The organism is Ureibacillus terrenus, assembly GCF_006569205.1.
Classification (GTDB): Bacteria; Bacillota; Bacilli; order Bacillales_A; family Planococcaceae; genus Ureibacillus; species Ureibacillus terrenus.
In genome coordinates, this window is the sequence record NZ_VIGD01000011.1 from 1 (window position 1) to 21,893 (window position 21,893).

Genomic DNA, 21,893 nt, shown 5'->3' on the forward strand with positions numbered 1-21,893 from the left:
GGAGAGAGCTACCGCTTGCGGCACGCGCTTTCTGCCGTTCAGTCGCTCCCTTCTCGCTCGGTTGAAAGGTAAATTCATTGAGCCGGCAAGCCTATGTATTTTTTCTTGCAATTCTCTGCACTTTTTGCTTGCAAAAAACAGATAGTTCTTTACCCAAATACGTACCCCCTTTTAGGATCTTTTATCTTCATTCTCTTGTCCACTTTTCGATACCCTAATGTTCATTAAAATACATCGTGACTTCGCGTAATTTAAATTCAAAACTATAGCTTGTGTATTTTGCATCTGATTTATCCAAAAAAATCTTTCCTGTATAGCAGTGTATCCTTTTTCTACATTGTCTACACAAGAGGGATAATATCAAATAGACTGAGGCTTTTTATTAAACATAATATAAAATATGTTGTATTCATCGATACCCGATAAAGCGAAACTGTTTTTTTCTTTGTCTTTTTATATATGTATACCCATTTTGTATGATTAAACTAGTCATATAATATACATTATATGCAGTTAAAAGTAAATATAGGAAGTAAGAAAAGATCTTTTGGAAAGCCATTGTTAACCTAATTTGTTAGTAATAAATGAAATGGGAATAACATAGGTAATGAATGGGGATTCATTTAAAAAATTTAGTAAAACAATTCATTTATTAAGATGAATTTTCATAAGTTACTCCAGTTTATATTTTTTATAGTTTTCAATGCAGGAAAATGGATGCAATTAATAAGATGAAAGCGATTATTCTCAGATGACGGCAAAAGAATTCGGAATTTTATGAAATTGAAAAGCGGGTGTTTTGATGGGAAAAGAATTTGTCATGAAAGAAGAAATTTCTTTATTTAAAAAATCCATTAAATCTTTCGCGGACAAAGAGATAGCACCATTTTACGATCAGTGGGAAGAAAAGGGAATCATCCCGAGAACATTATGGAACAAATTGGGGGAAGCCGGTCTGCTTTGTGTCGACATCCCCGAAAAATATGGAGGAATCGGGGCTTCTGTCCATTTTTCTGCACGCGTCGTCGATGAATTTAACCGGTTAGGTTACAGTTCCCTTGCCGGCAATGTGGCTGTCCATTCGGATATTGTGGCCCACTACATCCTTAATGCGGGGACCGAGGAACAAAAAGCGCATTATTTGCCAAAGATGGCCTCCGGTGAGTATGTCGGTGCCATCGCGATGACGGAGCCCGGGGCGGGCAGCGATTTACAAGGAATCAAAACATATGCCAGAAAAGATCCGTCTACAGGACATTACATTATCAACGGGGCAAAGACGTTCATTTCAAACGGACAACATTTTGATTTTGTCATCGTTGCGGCCAGAACAAATCCTGACGCTCCTGCATCCAAAGGGACGACCTTGTTTATTGTGGATGCGAAAAGGGAAGGAGTCATTAAAGGCAAAAAATTAAAGAAAATGGGCCTTCATTCCGCCGATACCTCTGAAATATTTTTTGAAAATGTCCAAGTCCCTTCCACGCAAATTCTGGGGGAATTGGACAAGGGTTTTGTCATTTTGATGAAAGAATTGCCGAGAGAAAGAACCATTGCATGCGGGGGAATGGAAGGAATTCTGGAAATGACCATTCATTATCTCCATCAACGGGAAGCTTTCGGCAAACCTTTGAGCCGGTTCCAGGCAATCCGCCATAAAATTGCGGAGATGACCGCCGAAGCAAAAATCAACAGGGTATTTGCGGAACATTGCCTGGATTTGCTCGCCAAAAGGGAACTTTCCACGGCTGATGCAAGCATTGCAAAATTATCTTCCACCGAAGCGCAGGGAAGAATTGTCGATGGTTGCCTCCAGCTATTTGGAGGTTACGGCTACATGGAAGAATATCCGGTTGCAAGGGCTTACAGGGATGCAAGGGTACAGAGCATCTATGGCGGCACATCGGAAATTATGAAAGAAATCATCAGCAGGGATGTACTGGGAAAATAGTATAAACATTTCTCCCAAAGAGCAGGGAGATTTCTGATATATCAAAAACAATGAGTAAGGGGGAGCATAGATGGATTTACAAAACAAAGTGGCAGTCGTGACCGGAGGAGCTTCCGGTTTGGGTTTGGCTACCGTTGAAAAATTAGTAGAAAAAGGGGCAAAGGTGTTTATTTTCGACTTAAACGAAAAGAAAGCGAAAGACGAAGCATTGCGTTTAGGTGATCAGGTGCGTTATTCGGTTGTGGATGTTTCGGATGATGAATCCGTGCAGCATGCCATCCGGCAGGTCATCGATACATTCGGCGCCATTCATATTTGTGTGAATTGCGCAGGAATCGGGACACCGGGAAAGACGATCGGAAAAAAAGGCGTTCTGCCATTGGAGACTTTCCGCAAAGTAATCGATGTGAACTTGATCGGGACTTTTAATGTGCTAAGACTTGCCGCGAATGAAATGAAAAACAATGAACCTTATACCGATTCCGGCGAGAGGGGCGTCATCATCAATACGGCTTCCGTTGCCGCATTTGACGGTCAAATGGGACAAGCGGCATATGCGGCAAGCAAAGCGGGGATCGCCGGGATGACATTGCCGTTATCCCGCGATTTATCGGAATTTGGTATCCGGGTGAATACCATTGCGCCCGGGGTTTTCATGACGCCGTTGGCAAAGACATTGCCGGAAAAGGTCCTTCAGAAATTGGCGGAAAGCGTGGAATTCCCGAAACGGCTGGGACGTCCGTCCGAATATGCGGAACTGGCCACATTTCTGATGGAAAATGAATATATCAATGGCGAAGTGATTCGTCTGGATGGCGCAATCCGCATGTCGCCAAGATAATCCGTTCATGAAAGGAAGGATCCATATGACAAACCATGCCAGAATCATTGGCGTCAACATGGTCAAGTTCGAAAAGCCTGGAAACAATGAACCTTATGAAGTGATGGCTGCCAGGGCCATTGAAGGGGCGCTGAAAGATGCCGGGATTGAACTGGACGATGTGGAACAGGCCTATGCCAGCTATATCTACGGCGACAGTACATGCGGACAAACGGCTTTGTACCAGGTCGGAATGACGGGAATGCCCATTATCAATGTCAATAACAATTGTTCTTCCGGTTCCACAGCCCTTTTTTTGGCCCGCCAGGCGGTGGAATCCGGTGCGGCCGATTGTGTGCTTGCCTTCGGATTCGAGGAAATGAGACCGGGGGCAATCGGGGAAAACTGGCCGGACCGCACTTCGCCGTTTCAATGGATTCAACAAAGGTTTATAGAATTGAATCCGGACTTGCCGGATGGCCCGATTGCGTTAAAGGTATTTGCTGCAGCGGGGCTTGAATATTTGAAAAAATACGGCGCACATCCGGAGATTTTTGGGAAGGTGGCGGTGAAGTCCAGAAAACATGCGGCCCATAATCCATTTGCATTATTTACAAAGGAACTTCAACTGGAAGAAGTGATGAATTCACCAATCATCTATCCGGGGCTGAGAAGATTGATGGCCTGCCCGCCGACATGCGGTGCGGCGGCAGTAATCGTCTGCAGCGAATCATTCGCAAAAAAGCATAACTTGAAACAGTCCGTCAAAATCATCGCCCAGTCAATGGCAACGGATCAGCCTGACAGCTATGAAAACAACCTGAATTTAGTAGGTTATGGCATGAGCCGACGCGCTGCCAGGAAAGTCTATGAAACAGCCGGTCTGGGCCCTGATGAGGTCGATGTCATCGAATTGCATGACTGTTTTACGCCGAATGAAGTCATCACTTACGAAGCTTTAGGTCTTTGCGATGAAGGGGAAGCGGAAAAACTCATTCATGATCAGGACAATACGTATGGCGGAAAGTATGTCATCAATCCGTCAGGTGGATTGATGTCAAAAGGACATCCAATCGGGGCAACGGGATTGGCCCAATGTGCGGAACTCGTTTGGCAACTGCGGGGAGAGGCGGGCAATCGTCAGGTGGAAGGCGCCAAAATCGCCCTGCAGCACAACCTCGGTCTAGGAGGCGCAGCGGTCGTTACAATGTATCAAAAAGATTAAAAAGAGAACATCAATTGTTGATTCAAAAAGCATTATAATCTTCAGGATTGATACTATTACGATAAATGTATCCTGATTTTATATAAAGTGTCAAAAATGCCTGGAACTTTATTGTTCCGGGCATTTTTTATTTGAAAGCCATGATTTTTTCACATTTTATTATTGGGAAAAGCATTGCCATAAGGGAAAACAGTTTTTAAAATGAAACAAAGGCATTAGGAAAAAAGAAACGGGTATTGCCCAAAGTATATGTACAAAGCTTTTCATAAAGGAGATGTAGAAAATAGTCCGATATCTATTAGTTCTATTAGTAACGCTACTATTTGCGGCATGTAATACGGAAATGGAGGCTCCTTCTAATGTCCCTGTTCCGCCCAATCCTCCCATGGAAGAGGAAGAGCCGGAAGTTCAACCGAAAGAACCGGAAATATACACTGCATCCATTTCGGCGGTGGGCGATGTTTTATTGCACAAACCGGTCTATGATGATGCGTACATCGGGAATAACCGCTACGATTTTTCAAAAATGTTTCAGCAAGTAAAGCCTTATTTGGAAAGCACGGACTTGACCATTGCCAATTCGGAAAGCATTATCGGGGGAAAAGAAATCGGCCTTTCCACTTATCCAACATTCAACAGTCCTTTTGAACTTGGCGATGCGTTAAAAGATGCGGGTGTGGATGTAGTTAATATGGCCAATAACCATGTACTGGACAGGGGAGAACGCGCCATTTTGAACGCAACAAACCACTGGAACGAGCTCGGGATTACGTATGTAGGATGTGCTGCAACAAAAGAAGAAGCGGCGCAAATTAAAACCATTACAAAAAATAACATCGTTTTTTCTTTTTTGGGCTACACATACGGAACAAATGGAATTCCTGTACCCAAAGGAAAAGAGTATTACGTCAATTACATCGATTTGGATAAAATGAAATCGGATATTGAAAAGGCGAAAGAAATGTCGGATGTGGTAGTCGTGAACATACATATGGGAAACGAGTATCAACGGCAATTTAACCAGTATCAGGATCAAATAGCCCAACACTTGGCCGATTTCGGGGCCGATATCGTCTTTGCTCATCATCCCCATGTGCTGCAGCCTGCAAAATGGTATACCGGGGAAAAAGGAAATCAGACATTTGTCATTCATTCCTTGGGCAATTTTTTATCCGGGCAAGACCTTCCCTTCACCCGCATCGGCGGAATCATACAACTGGATGTAAAAAAGACGGTATTATATGATGAAGAGGGGAATGAAAAAACGTTGGTGGAGATATTGAATCCTCAATTTTTGCCGACTTATGTAACTTTCCAAAATTGGAGAAACTACGAAATTGTCCCTCTCTATCGTTTAACAAACGAAGAACTTCCTAATGCCTATGGAATTTATGAGGAAATCAAATCCCATATGAGCCAATATGTTCCGGAAATGACATTTATCGAATGGGAACCGGTTAATTGAACAACTTAATTTTTCATGCTAAGTATAGAAACTTGCTTCAATGGCTATACTTAGCTTTTTTATTTTGTTATACACTTTTCTTCTTTGCGCATTCTAAAGATACGGTACATCGATTAGTATGGAACATTTGATAACCATTATGTAAAAAGAAAGGAGTGAGTGAATGCCGATTCATTTGTACATTGAACAATATTTTCGGCAATTTCCGAAAGCAAGGCAAACGGGAATCGAAATTAAAAATCCTCCGTTGGATAAACGCCCCAAGGTATTTCGGATAGAAGAACGGTTTGTCAAAACAGGGAGTGCGGAAATCCCGATCAGGATTTATACACCCAATGAAGAAGAGAAACATCCTGTATTTATTTTTTTCCATGGCGGAAATTTGATTCCTGGTGGGATTGAAACCCACGATGTCAGTTGCCGGTTGATTTGTTCATTGGCGGGATATAAAGTGATCGCCGTCGATTATTGCACACCAGGGCGTGAAGAGAAGATGCTCAGTCATTGTTATGACGCTACGAAATGGATTGTTGATCATGTGGAAGAATTGGGAGGTCTTCCGAACCAACTGGCGATTGGAGGGCCAAGCATCGGCGCGCATTTTGCCGCAAACATTGTCCTTCATTTCATCCTTCAAGAAAATATCCGGTTTAAAAAACAAGTATTACATTATCCAATCATCCATTTTGACCAACAAATAAAGGACAGTCCGCATTTTTCAAGAGCGCTTTTTAATGGGAAATACGGAATCGACCTTTCCTTGCATTCATTATCCCTCTCCAACATCAAGGATGCATCTGTTTCCTATTATGCTCCCTTTGACGTAAAAAATGAGGTATTGGCGCAAATGCCTCCAACATTAATCTTTACAGCCGAATATGATCCTTTTTGCGATGAAGGGGAAGAGTTTGCGGAATTGTTAAAACAAGCCGGTGTTGACGTCAAGCATGTCCGTTTTGACGGAAATGTCCACGGTTTTATGCAGAATTTTCCCGGTTCTCCCGATTTTATGCGTGGCCACGAATTGACCGCCGAATTTTTGATGAATTAATTTGGCGAGAAGGATCTCCTTCCCGCCATTTTATTTTTCCTTACGATATTCACCGTCATTTTCATTTTCCTTCTTTTTGTTTTCCAATACTGTTAAAATGACGCTTTCTATACGATGTTGATCCGCTTCAACGATTTGGAAGCGCAAATTTTCATATTCAAACACTTTATTTTTGAAAGGATATTGTCCTACATGTTCCAATAAAAATCCGTTCAAAGTGTCAAAATCTTCGGATGGCAAATGAATATTCAATTGTTCTTCGATTTTGTACAAATGGGTGACGCCTTTTATTAAATATTGATCCGGTCCTATTTTTTGAATTTCTTTTTCTTCCGCATTTGTCTCGCTTTCGATTTCTCCGACAATTTCTTCGATGATATCTTCGATTGTGACAAGCCCGGCCGTACCTCCATATTCATCGATGACAATCGCCATATGGACATCGCTCTTTCTCATGGTTTGAAACAATACATCAATGGATAATGAATCAATGACAAAAATAGGTTTTCGAATAATGTTTTTTAATTGAAATTCCTCTTTTTCATCGACTTGGCTCAAAATATGCAGCAAATCCTTTACATGCAAAATGCCGACGATATGGTCGATATCTTCTTCATAAACGGGAAAGCGGGTATAGCGGTTTTCATCGACAATCGCTAACGTCTCTTCCAGGGTCGCTTCAACCGGGATGGCGGCAATATCAACGCGATGGGTAAAAATATCGGAAACCAATTTGTCATTAAATTCAAAAATGTTTTGAATCATTTTGCTTTCGCTTTTATTAATGGTTCCCTGGATGCCTCCCAGCTCGACCATCAGCCTTATTTGCTCTTCCGTAGCTTCTTCACGGATGACTTTTTCATCCACTTTCAATAAGCGGAGCACTGCACTTGTTGAAAGGCTGAGCACCTTAACGAGGGGATAACAGACATAGAAAATACCGATTAAGGGATATACGACTAAATTGGCTACCCTTTCTGCCTGTTGCAACGCGATTTTTTTGGGCACGAGTTCCCCGAATACAAGGGTAAAATAGGACAAAATCGCCGTAATGAATACGACGGAGATAATATCGAGCGTTTCAAGCGTCAACGGTACGCCTGCATCGTACAAGAATGCGGCAAATTCATCCGAAAAGCTATCCGCAGCGAAGGCGCTGGCCAAAAAGCCCGCCAATGTAATGCCGATTTGGATGGTGCTTAAAAATCGGCTCGGTTCGGAAATTAATTTATCCAATAATTTCGCTTTTCGATTCCCTTCATTCGCAAGTTTTTTGATTTTGATTTCATTCAATTCGACAAGGGCAAATTCCGATGCCGCAAAAAAAGAATTCAAAAAAATTAACAGAATGAGTACAATCAGGGTTGACATAAACAATCCTCCAATGATTGGGGTAATCACCTACCTTTATATTATAATAAAGCAGAAAAAGGGTGTTTTTAATTTATTGTGACTAAAAATTTAAACATTGGCTTTCGTTAAATTTAGCTGCAAATTCGACGGGAAGTGTTTTAAATAATTTACATTTTTATTTTCAGTTCTTAATTTTTATGAGATAACTATTGGTAAGAACAGGGGAGAGGAGTAGGTGATATGAACAATCTGCAAAAAGTGGATGATTGGCTTCGTTCTTCGAAAAAAACGGTGGTGTTGACAGGGGCAGGAATGTCCACGGAAAGCGGAGTCCCGGATTTCCGGTCCGCATCCGGCTGGTGGACCAAAACCGATCTGCAAAAGGTGGCGACAGTGGACGCGTTGGAGTTCAATTATCCTTTATTTCATGAATTTTATTCCATGAGGATTCGTTTGCTCGAAAAATGCGCTCCTCATGAAGGCCATCATATTCTTGCAAAATGGGAGAAAGATGGGATTCTCCACAGAATCGCCACTCAAAATGTGGATGGCTTCCATTTTCAGGCTGGCAGCAAATGCGTCGATGAGCTGCATGGTTCGATTTATACCTTTCGCTGCCATTCATGCGGACAAAGTGCATCAAAAGAGTCTTTCCTGGCAAAGGAACGATGCGGGCATTGCCAAGGTTATTTGAGGCCCAATGTGGTGCTGTTTGGCGAAATGTTGCCGGAGAAAGCATGGCAAAATGCTTTATCCAACATACAAAGCGCAGATCTGGTCATTGTCATCGGAACAAGTCTGGAAGTGTATCCGGTCAACCAGCTCCCAATGATGACAAAAGGAAAAAAGGTGTATATCAATAAAGAAATTGCTTCCCATGCATCCTACTTTGACTGCATTCTGGAAGGAAAGGCGAAAGAAGTGTTGATCAAATTGGATGAATTGCTCTCCACCAACAAGTAATCAAAAACATCAAGACCCGAGTCTCAGAAAACGGGTCTTTTTTCATTTGACCAATTCCGTGTTTTCCTATAGAAATTTTATTTAACGAGAAAAATAACGTTAAAATAATGCAAATCGTCGTTTAAATGGACATTGAATTTTTCCTGTTTTCACCTAGAATAAAATGTACGACATCAAGAGAGGGGCTTACGTATGTGGATCGGGGCTGCATTGTCCACTATGTTTTGTTTTGGCACCAATAATATGATTTTTAAATGGAGTACAGCCAAAGGCTATTCCAAAATACATATTCAACTTTATTTCTATTTATTCGCGTTTCTGATTACGGCCACTTATGGATTATTTGTCAGAATCCATCATATGAACCTGGCTACCATTCTCCTTGGAGCATTGATCGGAATTTTGAATACCAACGGCAATATTCAAATGTCGAAAGCTTTCGAGAAGGGGCCGGCAAGCATTACAAGTTCATTAATCAGTTTAAATACCATTATTCCCATCTTAAGTGCCGCATTGATTTTCCATGAGCATATCACGGTATTGCAATGGACGGGGATTTTCATCATGTTATGTTCAGCTGTGGCGATACAATATAAACCTTCCAGTGATATCCATGTAGAATATTTGCCTTGGATGATGAGAATTTGTTTTGCGATTCTTTCCCTCGGCATTCTGGGAATATTGATGAAAACATCGACTTATATGCATATTGTTCCATTGAACATGTTAATAGCCATGTACGGCGGAGGCGCAGTTTACTTGCTTGCAAACAGCTTCCTTGTCCATGAAAAATGGCAGCAGTCAGAATTAAAAATTGGCGCAGTTGTCGGCCTGTTAAGCGTCATCGCCTATAGCTGCTATTTTTTTGCGTTGCAAAAAGGAGTTGCCAGCATCGTATTTTCCATCGTTTCATTGAGCTGTTTAGTGGTCGTTTGCGGAAGTAGTCTCATCTTTCACGAGAAGTTAAAAATGTATCAGATCCTCGGTGTCATTACAGCATTGTTGGGCATGATTTGCACAAAGTTTTAATTGAATGGAAAAGCCATTATACATTGAAAGCAAACAGGAAACATGATCATGGGGGCGAAACCGGCCCTCATTTTATATTTCCATGAACAATTGATGTAGTAGCACAATATATATAATTATGGGGAAACACTAATAGGAAAGAGGTACGATAAGTGGCTGCTTATCATTGGGGTGTTGATTCATCGCAAAAAGTGACGGCGGACTTGTACAATTGTGTGTTAAACAATTACGGAAAACCGGAATTTTGGGGCAGGTATTTGACCCGGGTCGAAGGGGCTTCTGACGGTTTGGACCGTGAAGAAATCGAACTTTTGCACAACAGCGGCACAAAATTGCTTCCAATTTACAATGATTTCAAAAAAGCGGTGGGAGAAAATGAAGGACGGATGGTGGCCATGTTCGCATCCTATCATGCCAAAAGACTGGGAATCCGGAAAGGCACTCCGATATTCGCCAATGTTGAACGTTTCTTTGAAGTGGATAGCAATTGGATTCGTGGTTATGTCTATTACATGTATAATACGGACTTTAAACCGGGTTTTTATCACGATCCGACAGAAGGAAATTTTGCGAAAGCATATTGTGAAGCGGTCAGCCAAGATCAGATGGTTGCCACTCAAGCCATTCTCTGGAGTGCGGAACCGGATCCGGGCGTTTCAAAAGCGCAGTTTGCTCCAAAATTCAATCCGGCCAAAGTGCCTTGTGAAGCCAACGTGTGGATTTGGCAGTACGGCAGGGATTCGAAAATCTGTCCAATCGATACAAATCTTGCGGATAGCCGTTTGTTTGAGATGCTATATTGACATTAGTAAACTAGGTTTACAAAAATTCTGAAGATCAGTACCGATTTTTAGAGTGTCGAAAAAGGATGGATATTATTCTTAGGAGGCGTATGAAATAACGCCTCCTTTTTGCATGAGTCGACTAAATTCGGGAACAATACAAAAAAATAGTTCATTAGGTTGTGTTGCCATTGATGAGAAAAATAGTACTTACTTTTCTAATATTGATTGTCATAACACCATCGGATGGAATGTCGGCAAATTTTGATTTATTGCATTCCGACAAAATTGACATACTTGATCCTTACAGCAAAGAAGTAATTTTTACAATCAATCCTTATGATTATTGGATTGAGTACGATTTGACAATCTTGAAAAGGGAAATGGAACGTTGGGCCGAAGAAATTCAGCCGAATTATCGAAAGGAAATGATCCTTGACCGAATCGACTCGAACGGAGAGATTATTAAAGGTTCCCCAAAAATTGAAATCAATACGCCTCTTTTCATAGAAAAAATTTTGCAACTCTCCTTTACAGGCGGAAAAATCGAAATTCCTTTAAAAGTGACCGAAAGCAATTATCGTAAGTCGGATGTGCCTCATTTGAAAGAGGTGGTTTTGGCTTCCTATACAACTTTCTTTAATCCCAATCAGGAAGGCAGAAGCAAAAATATCGAGCTTTCTGCTGCGGCCATCCATAATGTCATCGTCGGCAGCGGCGATAAATTTTCTTTCAATTCCGTTGTAGGACCAAGGGAAATTGCTGAAGGTTACCAAATGGCGCCGGAAATCGTCAATGGGAAAAAGGTGATGGGGATTGGAGGAGGTGTTTGCCAAACATCTTCAACACTTTTTAACGCTGTCGACAAACTGCCCGTTGAGATTCTGGAACGGCATCATCATTCGATGGATGTCGGATATGTTCCAAAAGGCAGGGACGCGACGGTTTCCTTTGGCGGCCTTGATTTTCAATTTCGGAATGCAACGGGTGTTCCATTTGTCATCCAAACCTATTACAGGCCTGGTTCAATTACCGTCGAAATCAGAACTTCGAAAGAATATGCAGATTTGTTAAAAAATGAATTGGCGGAAATTGAACAACCATGATAATAATTCATCACATAATTCCTCTCCCTTCATCCAAACTATTATCGAAACTATAAAGGAGGAGGAAAGTGAAATGCCAAATCGCAGACCAAATCCGGACGATCGTTCCGATAATGTGGAAAAATTGCAAAAAATGGTGCAAAATACGATAGAAAATATTCATGAAGCCGAAGCAAGCATGGAGTTTGCAGGTCCGGAAGAAAAAGAAAAAATCAGAGCCAAAAATGAACGTCGCCGAAAAGCGATTGAAGGTTTCCGCAAAGAAATTAAAGAAGAATATGCTGCCCGTGAAAAGGGCGAAGTATAAAGAAACTGGCGCAAAGCCAGTTTCTTTTTTTGTTGCAATCATTTTTTGTTTTTTTATAATAAATATTGACCAAATTTTGATAAAAATACGAATGGAAGCTGGAGTATGTCGGGGAGGGGTTATCAATGAACATGGTTGAAACACTTGTCAACCAAAGCCGCAATGTCATGGATTTGGTGAAACAATTAAGAAAAGTTGCTACAAAAAAAGGCAGCAAGCGTACGGAATTAATCGAGAAATTTACGGCCAACCAGCATTCATTCAATGTTTATACATATGCAAGCGAAGAGGCGAGACAATCAAAAGAAGTGGATCATTTAAAAGTGAAATTGGATGAATTCAGCAGCCAATTCGATCCAGCCCGTTATGAAGATGACGGGGAAGTGAACGCGGAAAAAATCAATGTGTTGTATCGGGAAGTATTGGTTGCCTACAATGATATGGTTGTCGCTCTTGGATATGATAAACATGTGATTGATGTAGAAAAATTTTAATAAAAAAAGGAAGTGGCTTCCATCTTTCCACTTCCTTTTTTACTTTTTATATTCATATAGCAATTCTTCCGTTTTCGGATCGACGGAAACATGCAAATCATGATCATTAAAAAACCATTCATCATCTTTTTCGATAAAGAAATGGATGCCGTCTACGACTGTTTCAACCCCGATATCGTGAGGCTTTTCCCGGTTCATTCCAAGGGAAAAGGATTCATGAAACGGGGAACATCCTCCATAACGGGCATAAAAACGGATATAGTCGCCATGTTCTACTTCCATTTCTTCTTTAAACCAAGTTAGCGCTTCGTCTGTAATAACAATTTTCATTTTTAACCTCCATTCACAAGAATCTTATAGCCATTTCACTTTCGGTTCTGTACCTTCCCGAATGCGTTTGATATTGGAACGATGACGATAGAAAATAAAGCTTGCCAATATGACTACTAAAATAAATAATGCATAATCACCTGTGACAATCCAATATATAATACTGTAGATAACTGCTATGACAGAAACAACCATTGAGGACAGGCTGACGATTTTCGTGATTTTTAGCGAGATTAAAAAACCGATGACAAGTAGTACAAAAAATGGCCATGAATAGCCTAATAGCACTCCGCCGGATGTGGCAACCGCTTTCCCGCCGCGGAAACCGGCGAAAATAGGGAACATATGGCCAAAAGCTGCAACCGCCCCTAAAATAAGAGGATGTACAACTGTGTCGCTAAAATAAGGCATGATCGGCAACAAGGTTGCGATGGTTCCTTTTAAAATATCCATAATCGTCACAACTATGCCCGCTTTTTTACCAAGCACCCGGAATGTATTGGTTGCACCCAGGTTTCCGCTGCCGTGTTCGCGGATATCCGTTTTATAAAAAATTTTTCCGATCCATAAACCGGACGGAATCGAACCGATTAAATAAGCGCAAAGAATTGCTAATACATTTACCATATCAAGATTCCTTTCAATTTAAACGTTTTGTTTTCAGCGATAATCATTTTACACTTTTTTCTTAATTAGAAAAAGAGTCTTTTCACTTTTTTGGCATCGGAAAAAATATCTGATAAAAAATTGTTTAATCAAGAAGGAAATTAAACTACTTATCGGGAATGAAAGAAATATTTTCATTTATTATATATGATGTACCAAGCGGAATAAAAAACGTTTAACGGATGGTTTTCGAAGTATTTTCAATTAAAAATAAAGAAACTTGTTTTTTATTTATTTGAAATGATTTGTTAAAATGATAAAGCTGTTAAATGTACTATATATTGACAAGAACATATATTCTAAGTACGATTAGAGAACAGATGTTTGTATTTGGAGGGGTTTCATTTGGCAATCAATCAACCAGAACTAAAATATGATGCTGATGCCATACAAGTATTGGAAGGCTTGGAAGCAGTACGGAAACGACCAGGCATGTATATTGGCTCCACTGACAGCAGAGGTCTTCATCACCTCGTTTTCGAAATTGTCGACAATGCGGTAGATGAAGCGCTTGCTGGCTTTGGTTCACATATCATTGTCAAAATTCATGAAGATAATTCCATCAGCGTGCGGGATTTTGGACGGGGAATTCCAACGGGCATGCATAAATTGGGAAAACCTACACCTGAAATTATTTTCACCGTTCTCCATGCCGGAGGCAAATTCGGACAAGGGGGATACAAAACAAGCGGCGGGCTTCACGGTGTGGGATCTTCCGTTGTGAATGCCCTTTCAAAATTTCTCGAAGTCACTATCTATCGGGACGGTCTCATCCACCGACAACGATTTGAAAACGGCGGACAACCTGTAACAACCCTTGAAGTGATCGGAAAAACAAACGAAACCGGAACGCTTGTTCATTTTTTGCCGGATGAGACGCTTTTTTCAAGCACGAAATTTAATTATGATATTCTCGCAGAGCGATTGCGGGAATCCGCTTTCCTTTTAAAGGGATTGAAAATGGAATTGATTGATGAACGGGAAGAAGGCAAACGGGAAGTTTTCTATTATGAAAACGGGATTCAATCATTTGTTGAATATTTGAATGAAGAAAAGGATGTCATTCATCCGGTGAAATATGTGGAAGGGACTCACGATGAAATCGAAGTGGAATTCGCTTTTCAATATAATGATGGTTATTCCGAAACGATCCTTTCCTTCGTAAACAATGTCCGCACCCGTGACGGAGGGACTCATGAAACGGGCGCCAAAGCGGCATTGACGAGAATTTTCAATGAATACGCCCGAAAAGTCGGATTGCTAAAAGAAAAGGATAAAAATCTGGAAGGCACCGATATCCGCGAAGGGCTTTCTGCCATTGTTTCCGTGCGTATACCGGAAAGATTGCTGCAGTTCGAAGGCCAGACAAAAAGCAAGCTTGGAACGCCGGAAGCCCGTACGGCTGTAGAATCCGTGTTGTCTGAAAAATTGCTTTACATTTTAGAAGAAAATGCCGAATTATCCGCAAATCTCGTCCGTAAAGCGATACGCGCTTCGCAGGCCCGGGAAGCGGCAAGAAAAGCGAGGGAAGAAGCGCGCAGCGGCAAAAAAGGGAAAAAGGCAAAAACGATTCTTTCTGGAAAATTGACACCTGCCCAATCCCGAAATCCGAAAAAGAATGAATTGTTCCTTGTGGAGGGAGATTCAGCGGGAGGATCGGCGAAACAGGGAAGGGATCGGACATTTCAGGCGATTTTGCCTTTACGTGGAAAAGTCATTAATACAGAAAAGGCAAAACTTACCGATATTATGAAAAATGAGGAAATTTCCACCATCATTCATACGATCGGTGCCGGAGTCGGTCCGGATTTCAATATCGAGGATGCGGCTTACGATAAAATCATCATTATGACCGATGCGGATACCGATGGCGCCCATATACAAGTGCTTCTTTTGACATTTTTCTATCGCTACATGCGTCCGTTGATTGAAGCGGGAAAAGTATATTTGGCTTTGCCGCCGCTGTATAAAGTATCAAAAGGCAGCGGAAGAAACGAGATCGTTGAATATGCCTGGACGGAACGTGAATTGCAGGAAAAAATCAAAAAAGTGGGGAAAGGATACGTCATCCAGCGCTATAAAGGTCTTGGAGAAATGAATGCGGACCAGCTTTGGGAGACGACGATGAACCCTGAAACAAGAACGCTGATTCGGGTTACCATCGAAGACGGCGCCCGTGCGGAACGTCGTGTGACGACATTGATGGGCGATAAAGTGGAGCCGCGCCGTAAATGGATTGAAGCCAATGTCGATTTTGGCATGGAAGAAGATACAAATACATTGGTGCCCGACTTTATCGAATATAAGGAGGATGAATAATGGCGCTAACCGAACGATTTCACGAATTGACATTAGAAGACGTAATCGGTGACCGCTTTGGCCGTTACAGTAAATATATTATCCAGGACCGGGCGATTCCGGATGCCCGGGATGGCTTAAAACCGGTACAGCGAAGAATCCTATATGCAATGTACAGGGATGGGAATACCCATGACAAACCGTTCCGCAAATCGGCCAAAACGGTCGGAAATGTAATCGGGAACTACCATCCTCATGGGGATTCATCCGTTTATGAAGCGATGGTGCGGCTCAGCCAAGATTGGAAAGCGCGATATCCGTTAATCGAAATGCATGGAAACAACGGTTCGGTTGATGGCGACCCTCCTGCTGCGATGCGTTATACGGAAGCCCGCCTTTCCGCGATTGCAGCCGAAATGCTGAAAGATATCGATAAGGAAACCGTTGATTTTGTGCCAAACTTTGATGACCAGGACGTCGAACCGACCGTGCTTCCGTCAAAGCTTCCAAACCTGCTTGTCAACGGAGCTACAGGAATTTCCGCAGGTTACGCGACAGATATTCCTCCCCACAATTTGTCGGAGGTATTGGACGGCGTGCTGATGCGTCTTGACAATCCGGATTGTACAGTGGATGATTTGATGACGGTGATCAAAGGTCCGGATTTCCCGACCGGCGCCATCATTGAAGGCGTGGACGGTATTAAAAAAGCCTATGAAACGGGCAGAGGAAAAATCATCATCCGCTCCAAAGCAACGATTGAACCGATCAAAGGCGGAAAAGAACAAATTGTCATTACCGAAATCCCATATGATGTCAATAAAGCGCAACTTGTTAAAAAAATTGATGAAATGCGATTCGACAAACGATTGGAAGGCATTGCGGAAGTGCGCGACGAATCCGACCGTACTGCGGGACTCAGGATTGTCATCGAGCTGAAGAAAGATGTGGACGGAGAAGCAATTTTAAATTATTTATATAAAAATACCGATCTGCAAATCACATATAACTTTAATATGATTGCCATCCATAATCGCCGTCCGACCATGATGACGCTCCCATTGATGTTGGACGCGTATATCGACCACCAAAAGGACGTCGTAACAAGAAGAACGAAATACGACCTTCAAAAGGCAAAGAACCGGTTACATATCGTTGAAGGTTTAATCAAAGCGTTATCAATTTTGGATGATGTGATTCAAACGATTCGTTCTTCCAAGAATAAAAAGGATGCAAAAAACAATTTGCAAATGAAGTTCCAATTTACGGAAGAACAGGCGGAAGCCATTGTGAACTTGCAGCTTTACCGTTTAACGAATACAGATATTACACAGCTGCAAAAAGAACATGAGGAACTTCAAAAAACAACGGAAAAACTTACAAAAATATTAAGCAGCGAAAAAGAGCTGATTAAAGTCATCAAAAAAGAAATCCTGGAATTGCGCAAAAAGTTTGAAGAGCCGCGCCGATCAACAATCCAGGAAAAAGTGAAAGAAATCAAAGTATCCCTTGAAGTGCTGATTCCGAGCGAGGATTTTGTAGTGACAGTGACAAAAGACGGCTATGTAAAACGGACAAGCCTCCGTTCCTATGCCGCCTCAAATCCGGAAGATTTTGCGATGAAAGAATCGGATTATTTGTTGTTTGAAAACACATTAAATACGCAGCATCATCTTTTAATCTTTACAAACAAGGGAAATTATATTTATCAGCCGGTATATGAATTGCCGGAAATTCGATGGAAAGACCTGGGTCAGCACATTTCAAGCATTGTTCCGATTGAAGAAGGCGAGAAAGTCATTGGTGCGGTAGGAGTTGAAAACTTCGATGATGAAAACAAGTTTGTTCTGACAGCATCAAAACACGGACAAGTAAAACTCACAAAACTTGCCGAATATCAAGTGACCCGCTACTCCAAGCCAATCAAGACGATGAATTTGAAAAATGATGATGAGATGATGTTTGCCTTCCTGGTGACACCTGGAAAGGAAATCATTCTGACATCCTATTTGAGCTACACTGTCCGGTTTAATATGGATGAAATTCCGGTAACCGGTATTAAAACAGGCGGCGTTAAAGGAATCAATTTGAAAGATGGAGATGTTTTGGCAGCTGTCAATGTCATTGATGCAGATTCGCAACCGGATTTGATTGTTGTGACTCACCGAGGGGCCATTAAACGAATGAGCTTATCTGAAATTGAACGAAGCGGCAGGGCAAAACGTGGGCTCGTCATTTTAAAGGAATTGAAAAAGAACCCTCATCGGATCTTTAACGTATCAGTCGTAAATGAGGACGACCAGGTGTTATTGGCGACGAAAAAACAAGTTCAAGAGTCGATTGAGGTTGCAAACCTTGCACGGGCAGACCGTTATTCAAACGGTTCTTTGAAACTTGATATTGATACGGATGGCGAATTATTGTTTGTGAAAATACTCCATCCTCAACGGGAAGATCAGGAAGAATAGCAATTAGCAGAGGGTGTCCGGAAAGATGTTGCCTTTCTAGACACCCTCCTTTCTTCTTTATTGAAAAGATAAATAAAAAAGATTACTATTCTGATATGGATATCTGGGGGAGTCGTGATGGGAAAGTTGATTTGGTCCATGGAAGATCGTTCAAAAGGGATCTTCTTCGTTATTTTGGCTGCATTGTTTTGGGGAATTTCCGGTACCGTTTCCCAATACATGTTCCAACAGCTGAAAATCAATACTGAATGGTTCACCACTTGTCGGCTGCTGCTTGCCGGCTCCTTATTATTAAGCATTGCATATAAAAAAGAAGGAAACCACATTTTTGAAGTGTGGAAACAGAAAAACGATGCAGTGCGTTTAGTGATTTTCGGCGTTATTGGGATGATCGGCGTCCAATATACATATTTGGCAGCCATTGCCCACGGTAATGCTGCAACCGCAACAGTTTTGCAATACTTGGGCCCTGGACTGGTGACGATGTACTATATCGTCCTTGCCAAACGGTTGCCGACATTAAGAGAATTGTTGGCGGTGTTTTCCGCTTTATTCGGAACATTTTTGCTTGTAACCCATGGAAATGTTGAATCTTTAACAATTTCAAAACAGGCGTTCATCTGGGGAATTTTATCGGCCTTTGGTTTGGCGTTTTACACCATTTTTCCGATTCCTTTATTAAAAAAATGGGGTTCCTTTATCACGATTGGTTGGGGAATGGTTGTAGGAGGCATTCTTTTCAGTCTAATCAGGGCTCCATGGCAATTTGAAGGTCAATGGTATTTCATAACGAATTTTGCTTTTTTATTTGTCGTTATTTGCGGAACGGTTCTTTCCTTTTATTTTTATTTGGATAGCTTAAAATATTTAAAGGCTTATGAAACGAGTTTGCTTGCTTGTGCTGAACCGTTATCTGCCGCGTTAACATCGGTGATTTTTTTAGGGGTCTCTTTTGGCTGGATTGATTGGATTGGTTCATTGTTGATCTTATTGACCATTGTAATTTTATCGAGAGAGTAGGGAAGTGGGGGAGGGCGATTGCCCCTCTTTGAATGCAAAAAAATCCTTGAGTACTTGCTACTCAAGGAAAATGTATTTATAGGGTTGAAGGATGAATGTAAGTGAATTAATGGGATACTTCGTTTACGGAAATGCCAGTTTGAGCGCGAACTTCAACTTCGTTGTATTTTACAACGTCAGCTTCTCTAGATAATATTGTGCCAAGCCATCCGCAGATGAAGCCGACTGGTACAGAAATGATAGCAGGGTTCGTTAATGTTACCAATGGCGTACCTACGAAAATTGCTTTACCAGGCTCTGGATTCCATACGTTCGGTGATACTGCCACCATGACTAAAGCAGTAATTAATCCACCGATAATCGCCCATACAGCTCCATTTGAATTGAAACGTTTCCAGTAAATTGTATAAATGATTACTGGCAAGTTGGCAGAAGCTGCAATACAGAATGCCAATGATACAAGGAACGCTACGTTTAATGTTTGTGCTCCCAAAGCAAGTAAAATGGAAATTACAGAGATCACTAATGAACCGATACGTGCCGCCATCACTTGTTGTTTTTCAGTAATTTTGCCTTTTTTGATAATCTGACCATAAATGTCATGGGATAAAGCAGAAGCACCGGAAAGTACGAGACCGGCAACTACCGCCAAAATTGTCGCGAACGCAACGGCTGAAACGAAAGCAAATAGTATATCTCCGCCTAATTCTTCGGCAAGCAATGGTGCCGCCATGTTACCGGCAGGGTTTGCAGCAACGATTGTGTCTTTACCAACGAATGCTGCCGCGCCGAAGCCTAAGAAAATTGTCAACACATAGAAGATACCTACAATCCAAGTAGCCCAAATTACGGATGAACGTGCAGTTTGAGCATCTTTAACTGTAAAGAAACGCATTAGAATGTGTGGCAAACCAGCTGTACCCAAAACTAACGCTAATAATGTAGAAATTGTATTAATGCCGTTTGTATATAACAAACCTGGATTTAAATATGCCTCTCCAGCATCAGTGGCAGTAGCCATTTCTGAGAACATTCTGAAAATACTGAAATCGAATTTTAATAAAACAAGGAATGAAATAACTACAGTACCAAACATTAATAATACAGCTTTAATAATTTGCACCCAAGATGTAGCAGTCATTCCGCCGAATAATACGTAGATTGTCATCATGACGCCCACGATTAATACAGACACCCAATAAGGAATACCGAATAATAATTGAATTAGTGCACCTGCACCTACAAGCTGGGCGATCATGTAGAACAATACGATAACGATTGTACTCAAAGCAGCCGCTCCACGAACTTTTGCCATTTCAAAGCGCGCTGTGATCATATCAGCCAATGTAAACTTCCCAAGGTTGCGCAATGGTTCGGCAACGATGTATAACACAACCAAATACGCTACAAGGTAACCGATAGAGAAGTAGAAACCGTCATATCCGTATAATGCAACGGAACCGGCGATCCCCAAGAATGAAGCAGCAGACAGATAATCCCCCGAAATAGCAAGTCCATTTTGCCAGCCTTTTAGGCCGCCTCCGGCAGTGTAGAAATCACTTGCAGTAGTAGTTCGTTTTGAAGCCCAATAAGTGATGTACAATGTTACTACGACAATAGCCAAGAACATTACAATCGATGTTAGACTCATTGACCAGCACCTCTTTCATATTCTTCTATGATTTCTTTTGCTTCTTTGTCAAATTTGTTGGCTCTTCCTACATAAAAGTGTGCCAGTCCCCAAACCATGATGAAAAGACCAAAAGAATAGAACCATACCCAAGTAATTTCCCCAATTGCTTTTTGATGCAAAATTTTTGTGTAAGATGTCAGTACTGGTAGCAACATATAAAGTACAAAGAAAATGACTGTCATCGTCCAGAGGAAAGCATTTTTCTTTCTGGATAACTGTCTGAACGATTCCATTTTGGCGATTTTTTCATAATCAATTGGTTTACCGCCTTTTTTCTCCATAAACATACCCCCTTTAGATTTGAACGATTTTGCTGCTTCATGTCCGTAAAATTCTTGCTTAAGAATTTTACAATACCCATTTTATTGAACCGTTCACAAAATTGCAATACTTTTTCTATAAATTATACAAATTTTTTTGCGAAAAAACGTACTTAAAAGAGAAAATTTTAGCTTTAAAACGAATTTTTGATTGTTAAATGATTCACATGACCATAAAAGTGGGGAAATATGGAAGGATTTCAACAAAAAAAGAAATGAAATCAAGAAAGGATCTGACAAGCGCTAAATAATAAAGAAAGTTTGTGAATAGGAATACAAAATAAAGTTTTACAATGTTTTTATATTATAAAAATAGTTTTGATTGAAAAATTGTATTTAATAAATTGTTAAAATTCCTAGTTATGAAATAAAGATATACAAAAAATAATTGTAATAAGGGAAATTGTTAATAAAGTTTATGAATCATAAAAATCTTTTCTGTCTCACTATTAGAAGTATTCTTCAATTATGAGATTTAACTTCCGATAATTTATATTATGTAAACTAAAAAAGAAAATTGATCATCTTCCTTCCTTTCCCATAAGTAACTGT

General features: G+C 41.0%; 19 protein-coding genes. 14 read left to right on the forward strand and 5 right to left on the reverse strand.

What is annotated here, in order from left to right:
* Nucleotides 1-802 precede the first annotated feature (802 nt).
* The 5 genes from FKZ59_RS09255 to FKZ59_RS09275 all read left to right on the forward strand — a co-directional run bounded on the left by FKZ59_RS09255 (nt 803) and on the right by FKZ59_RS09275 (nt 6,512).
* Entirely contained in the window at nt 803-1,951 is a 1,149-nt protein-coding gene (locus tag FKZ59_RS09255) for an acyl-CoA dehydrogenase family protein (RefSeq protein ID WP_141602479.1), read from the forward strand.
* A 70-nt stretch (nt 1,952-2,021) separates the two neighbouring features.
* Nucleotides 2,022-2,792: a 3-hydroxyacyl-CoA dehydrogenase gene (locus tag FKZ59_RS09260; RefSeq protein ID WP_141602480.1), complete on the forward strand. Its 771-nt coding sequence runs from the start codon at nt 2,022-2,024 to the stop codon at nt 2,790-2,792.
* A 25-nt stretch (nt 2,793-2,817) separates the two neighbouring features.
* Nucleotides 2,818-3,996: a lipid-transfer protein gene (locus FKZ59_RS09265; RefSeq protein ID WP_141602481.1), complete on the forward strand. Its 1,179-nt coding sequence runs from the start codon at nt 2,818-2,820 to the stop codon at nt 3,994-3,996.
* A gap of 343 nt (nt 3,997-4,339) precedes the next feature.
* Nucleotides 4,340-5,461, forward strand: coding sequence for a CapA family protein (locus FKZ59_RS09270; protein WP_141602482.1), 1,122 nt, complete (start codon nt 4,340-4,342; stop codon nt 5,459-5,461).
* Nucleotides 5,462-5,624: 163 nt separating this feature from the next.
* Nucleotides 5,625-6,512, forward strand: coding sequence for an alpha/beta hydrolase (locus tag FKZ59_RS09275; RefSeq protein ID WP_141602483.1), 888 nt, complete (start codon nt 5,625-5,627; stop codon nt 6,510-6,512).
* Nucleotides 6,513-6,542: 30 nt separating this feature from the next.
* Here FKZ59_RS09275 and FKZ59_RS09280 read toward each other — a convergent pair whose 3' ends face one another.
* Nucleotides 6,543-7,883, reverse strand: a complete 1,341-nt coding sequence (locus tag FKZ59_RS09280; protein WP_141602484.1) for a hemolysin family protein — start codon at nt 7,881-7,883, stop codon at nt 6,543-6,545.
* 222 nt (nt 7,884-8,105) lie between these two features.
* On the opposite strand from FKZ59_RS09280, the gene FKZ59_RS09285 reads away from it, so the two are divergent.
* The 6 genes from FKZ59_RS09285 (at nt 8,106) to FKZ59_RS09310 (ending at nt 12,546) form a co-directional block, all read left to right on the forward strand.
* Entirely contained in the window at nt 8,106-8,828 is a 723-nt protein-coding gene (locus tag FKZ59_RS09285) for an SIR2 family NAD-dependent protein deacylase (protein ID WP_141602485.1), read from the forward strand.
* A 192-nt stretch (nt 8,829-9,020) separates the two neighbouring features.
* Nucleotides 9,021-9,857, forward strand: a complete 837-nt coding sequence (locus tag FKZ59_RS09290; RefSeq protein ID WP_141602486.1) for a DMT family transporter — start codon at nt 9,021-9,023, stop codon at nt 9,855-9,857.
* 152 nt (nt 9,858-10,009) lie between these two features.
* On the forward strand, nt 10,010-10,660 hold the full coding sequence (locus tag FKZ59_RS09295; RefSeq protein WP_141602487.1) for a glycoside hydrolase domain-containing protein: 651 nt from the start codon (nt 10,010-10,012) through the stop codon (nt 10,658-10,660).
* A gap of 173 nt (nt 10,661-10,833) precedes the next feature.
* Nucleotides 10,834-11,745, forward strand: coding sequence for a VanW family protein (locus FKZ59_RS09300; RefSeq protein ID WP_141602488.1), 912 nt, complete (start codon nt 10,834-10,836; stop codon nt 11,743-11,745).
* A 73-nt stretch (nt 11,746-11,818) separates the two neighbouring features.
* The gene (gene tlp / locus FKZ59_RS09305) at nt 11,819-12,052 is read left to right on the forward strand and encodes a small acid-soluble spore protein Tlp (RefSeq protein ID WP_141602489.1); all 234 of its coding nucleotides are present in this window, start codon (nt 11,819-11,821) and stop codon (nt 12,050-12,052) included.
* Nucleotides 12,053-12,177: 125 nt separating this feature from the next.
* Complete coding sequence (locus tag FKZ59_RS09310; RefSeq protein WP_141602490.1) at nt 12,178-12,546, forward strand: hypothetical protein; 369 nt, start codon at nt 12,178-12,180, stop codon at nt 12,544-12,546.
* Nucleotides 12,547-12,585: 39 nt separating this feature from the next.
* Here the strand turns inward: FKZ59_RS09310 and FKZ59_RS09315 are convergent, their stop codons facing one another.
* Together FKZ59_RS09315 and plsY are read right to left on the reverse strand one after the other, a co-directional pair.
* Nucleotides 12,586-12,876, reverse strand: coding sequence for a HesB/YadR/YfhF family protein (locus FKZ59_RS09315; protein WP_141602491.1), 291 nt, complete (start codon nt 12,874-12,876; stop codon nt 12,586-12,588).
* Nucleotides 12,877-12,900: 24 nt separating this feature from the next.
* Nucleotides 12,901-13,503: a glycerol-3-phosphate 1-O-acyltransferase PlsY gene (gene plsY / locus FKZ59_RS09320; RefSeq protein ID WP_141602492.1), complete on the reverse strand. Its 603-nt coding sequence runs from the start codon at nt 13,501-13,503 to the stop codon at nt 12,901-12,903.
* Nucleotides 13,504-13,887: 384 nt separating this feature from the next.
* Here plsY and parE point away from each other — a divergent pair, with 384 nt between their 5' ends.
* The 3 genes from parE to FKZ59_RS09335 all read left to right on the forward strand — a co-directional run bounded on the left by parE (nt 13,888) and on the right by FKZ59_RS09335 (nt 19,328).
* The gene (gene parE, locus FKZ59_RS09325; protein ID WP_141602493.1) at nt 13,888-15,861 is read left to right on the forward strand and encodes a DNA topoisomerase IV subunit B; all 1,974 of its coding nucleotides are present in this window, start codon (nt 13,888-13,890) and stop codon (nt 15,859-15,861) included.
* A complete protein-coding gene (parC, locus tag FKZ59_RS09330; protein WP_141602494.1) occupies nt 15,861-18,308 on the forward strand; it encodes a DNA topoisomerase IV subunit A in 2,448 nt (815 codons plus the stop codon). The genes parE and parC overlap by 1 nt, the downstream gene beginning before the upstream one ends.
* A 117-nt stretch (nt 18,309-18,425) precedes the next feature.
* The gene (locus FKZ59_RS09335) at nt 18,426-19,328 is read left to right on the forward strand and encodes a DMT family transporter (protein ID WP_141602495.1); all 903 of its coding nucleotides are present in this window, start codon (nt 18,426-18,428) and stop codon (nt 19,326-19,328) included.
* 106 nt (nt 19,329-19,434) lie between these two features.
* Here FKZ59_RS09335 and FKZ59_RS09340 read toward each other — a convergent pair whose 3' ends face one another.
* Nucleotides 19,435-20,979, reverse strand: coding sequence for a solute symporter family protein (locus FKZ59_RS09340; RefSeq protein WP_141602496.1), 1,545 nt, complete (start codon nt 20,977-20,979; stop codon nt 19,435-19,437).
* Nucleotides 20,976-21,302, reverse strand: a complete 327-nt coding sequence (locus FKZ59_RS09345) for a DUF485 domain-containing protein (RefSeq protein WP_141602497.1) — start codon at nt 21,300-21,302, stop codon at nt 20,976-20,978. The genes FKZ59_RS09340 and FKZ59_RS09345 overlap by 4 nt, the downstream gene beginning before the upstream one ends.
* Between the last annotated feature and the right edge of the window lie 591 nt (nt 21,303-21,893).

What these genes read in the sequence shown, in the direction of transcription:
- FKZ59_RS09255 (WP_141602479.1), top strand. Translation starts at nt 803, where the DNA reads ATGGGAAAAGAATTTGTCATGAAAGAAGAAATTTCTTTATTTAAAAAA.
- FKZ59_RS09260 (WP_141602480.1), top strand. Translation starts at nt 2,022, where the DNA reads ATGGATTTACAAAACAAAGTGGCAGTCGTGACCGGAGGAGCTTCCGGT.
- FKZ59_RS09265 (WP_141602481.1), top strand. Translation starts at nt 2,818, where the DNA reads ATGACAAACCATGCCAGAATCATTGGCGTCAACATGGTCAAGTTCGAA.
- FKZ59_RS09270 (WP_141602482.1), top strand. Translation starts at nt 4,340, where the DNA reads ATGGAGGCTCCTTCTAATGTCCCTGTTCCGCCCAATCCTCCCATGGAA.
- FKZ59_RS09275 (WP_141602483.1), top strand. Translation starts at nt 5,625, where the DNA reads ATGCCGATTCATTTGTACATTGAACAATATTTTCGGCAATTTCCGAAA.
- FKZ59_RS09280 (WP_141602484.1), bottom strand. Translation starts at nt 7,883, where the DNA reads ATGTCAACCCTGATTGTACTCATTCTGTTAATTTTTTTGAATTCTTTT.
- FKZ59_RS09285 (WP_141602485.1), top strand. Translation starts at nt 8,106, where the DNA reads ATGAACAATCTGCAAAAAGTGGATGATTGGCTTCGTTCTTCGAAAAAA.
- FKZ59_RS09290 (WP_141602486.1), top strand. Translation starts at nt 9,021, where the DNA reads ATGTGGATCGGGGCTGCATTGTCCACTATGTTTTGTTTTGGCACCAAT.
- FKZ59_RS09300 (WP_141602488.1), top strand. Translation starts at nt 10,834, where the DNA reads ATGAGAAAAATAGTACTTACTTTTCTAATATTGATTGTCATAACACCA.
- tlp (WP_141602489.1), top strand. Translation starts at nt 11,819, where the DNA reads ATGCCAAATCGCAGACCAAATCCGGACGATCGTTCCGATAATGTGGAA.
- FKZ59_RS09310 (WP_141602490.1), top strand. Translation starts at nt 12,178, where the DNA reads ATGAACATGGTTGAAACACTTGTCAACCAAAGCCGCAATGTCATGGAT.
- FKZ59_RS09315 (WP_141602491.1), bottom strand. Translation starts at nt 12,876, where the DNA reads ATGAAAATTGTTATTACAGACGAAGCGCTAACTTGGTTTAAAGAAGAA.
- plsY (WP_141602492.1), bottom strand. Translation starts at nt 13,503, where the DNA reads ATGGTAAATGTATTAGCAATTCTTTGCGCTTATTTAATCGGTTCGATT.
- parC (WP_141602494.1), top strand. Translation starts at nt 15,861, where the DNA reads ATGGCGCTAACCGAACGATTTCACGAATTGACATTAGAAGACGTAATC.
- FKZ59_RS09335 (WP_141602495.1), top strand. Translation starts at nt 18,426, where the DNA reads ATGGGAAAGTTGATTTGGTCCATGGAAGATCGTTCAAAAGGGATCTTC.
- FKZ59_RS09340 (WP_141602496.1), bottom strand. Translation starts at nt 20,979, where the DNA reads ATGAGTCTAACATCGATTGTAATGTTCTTGGCTATTGTCGTAGTAACA.
- FKZ59_RS09345 (WP_141602497.1), bottom strand. Translation starts at nt 21,302, where the DNA reads ATGGAGAAAAAAGGCGGTAAACCAATTGATTATGAAAAAATCGCCAAA.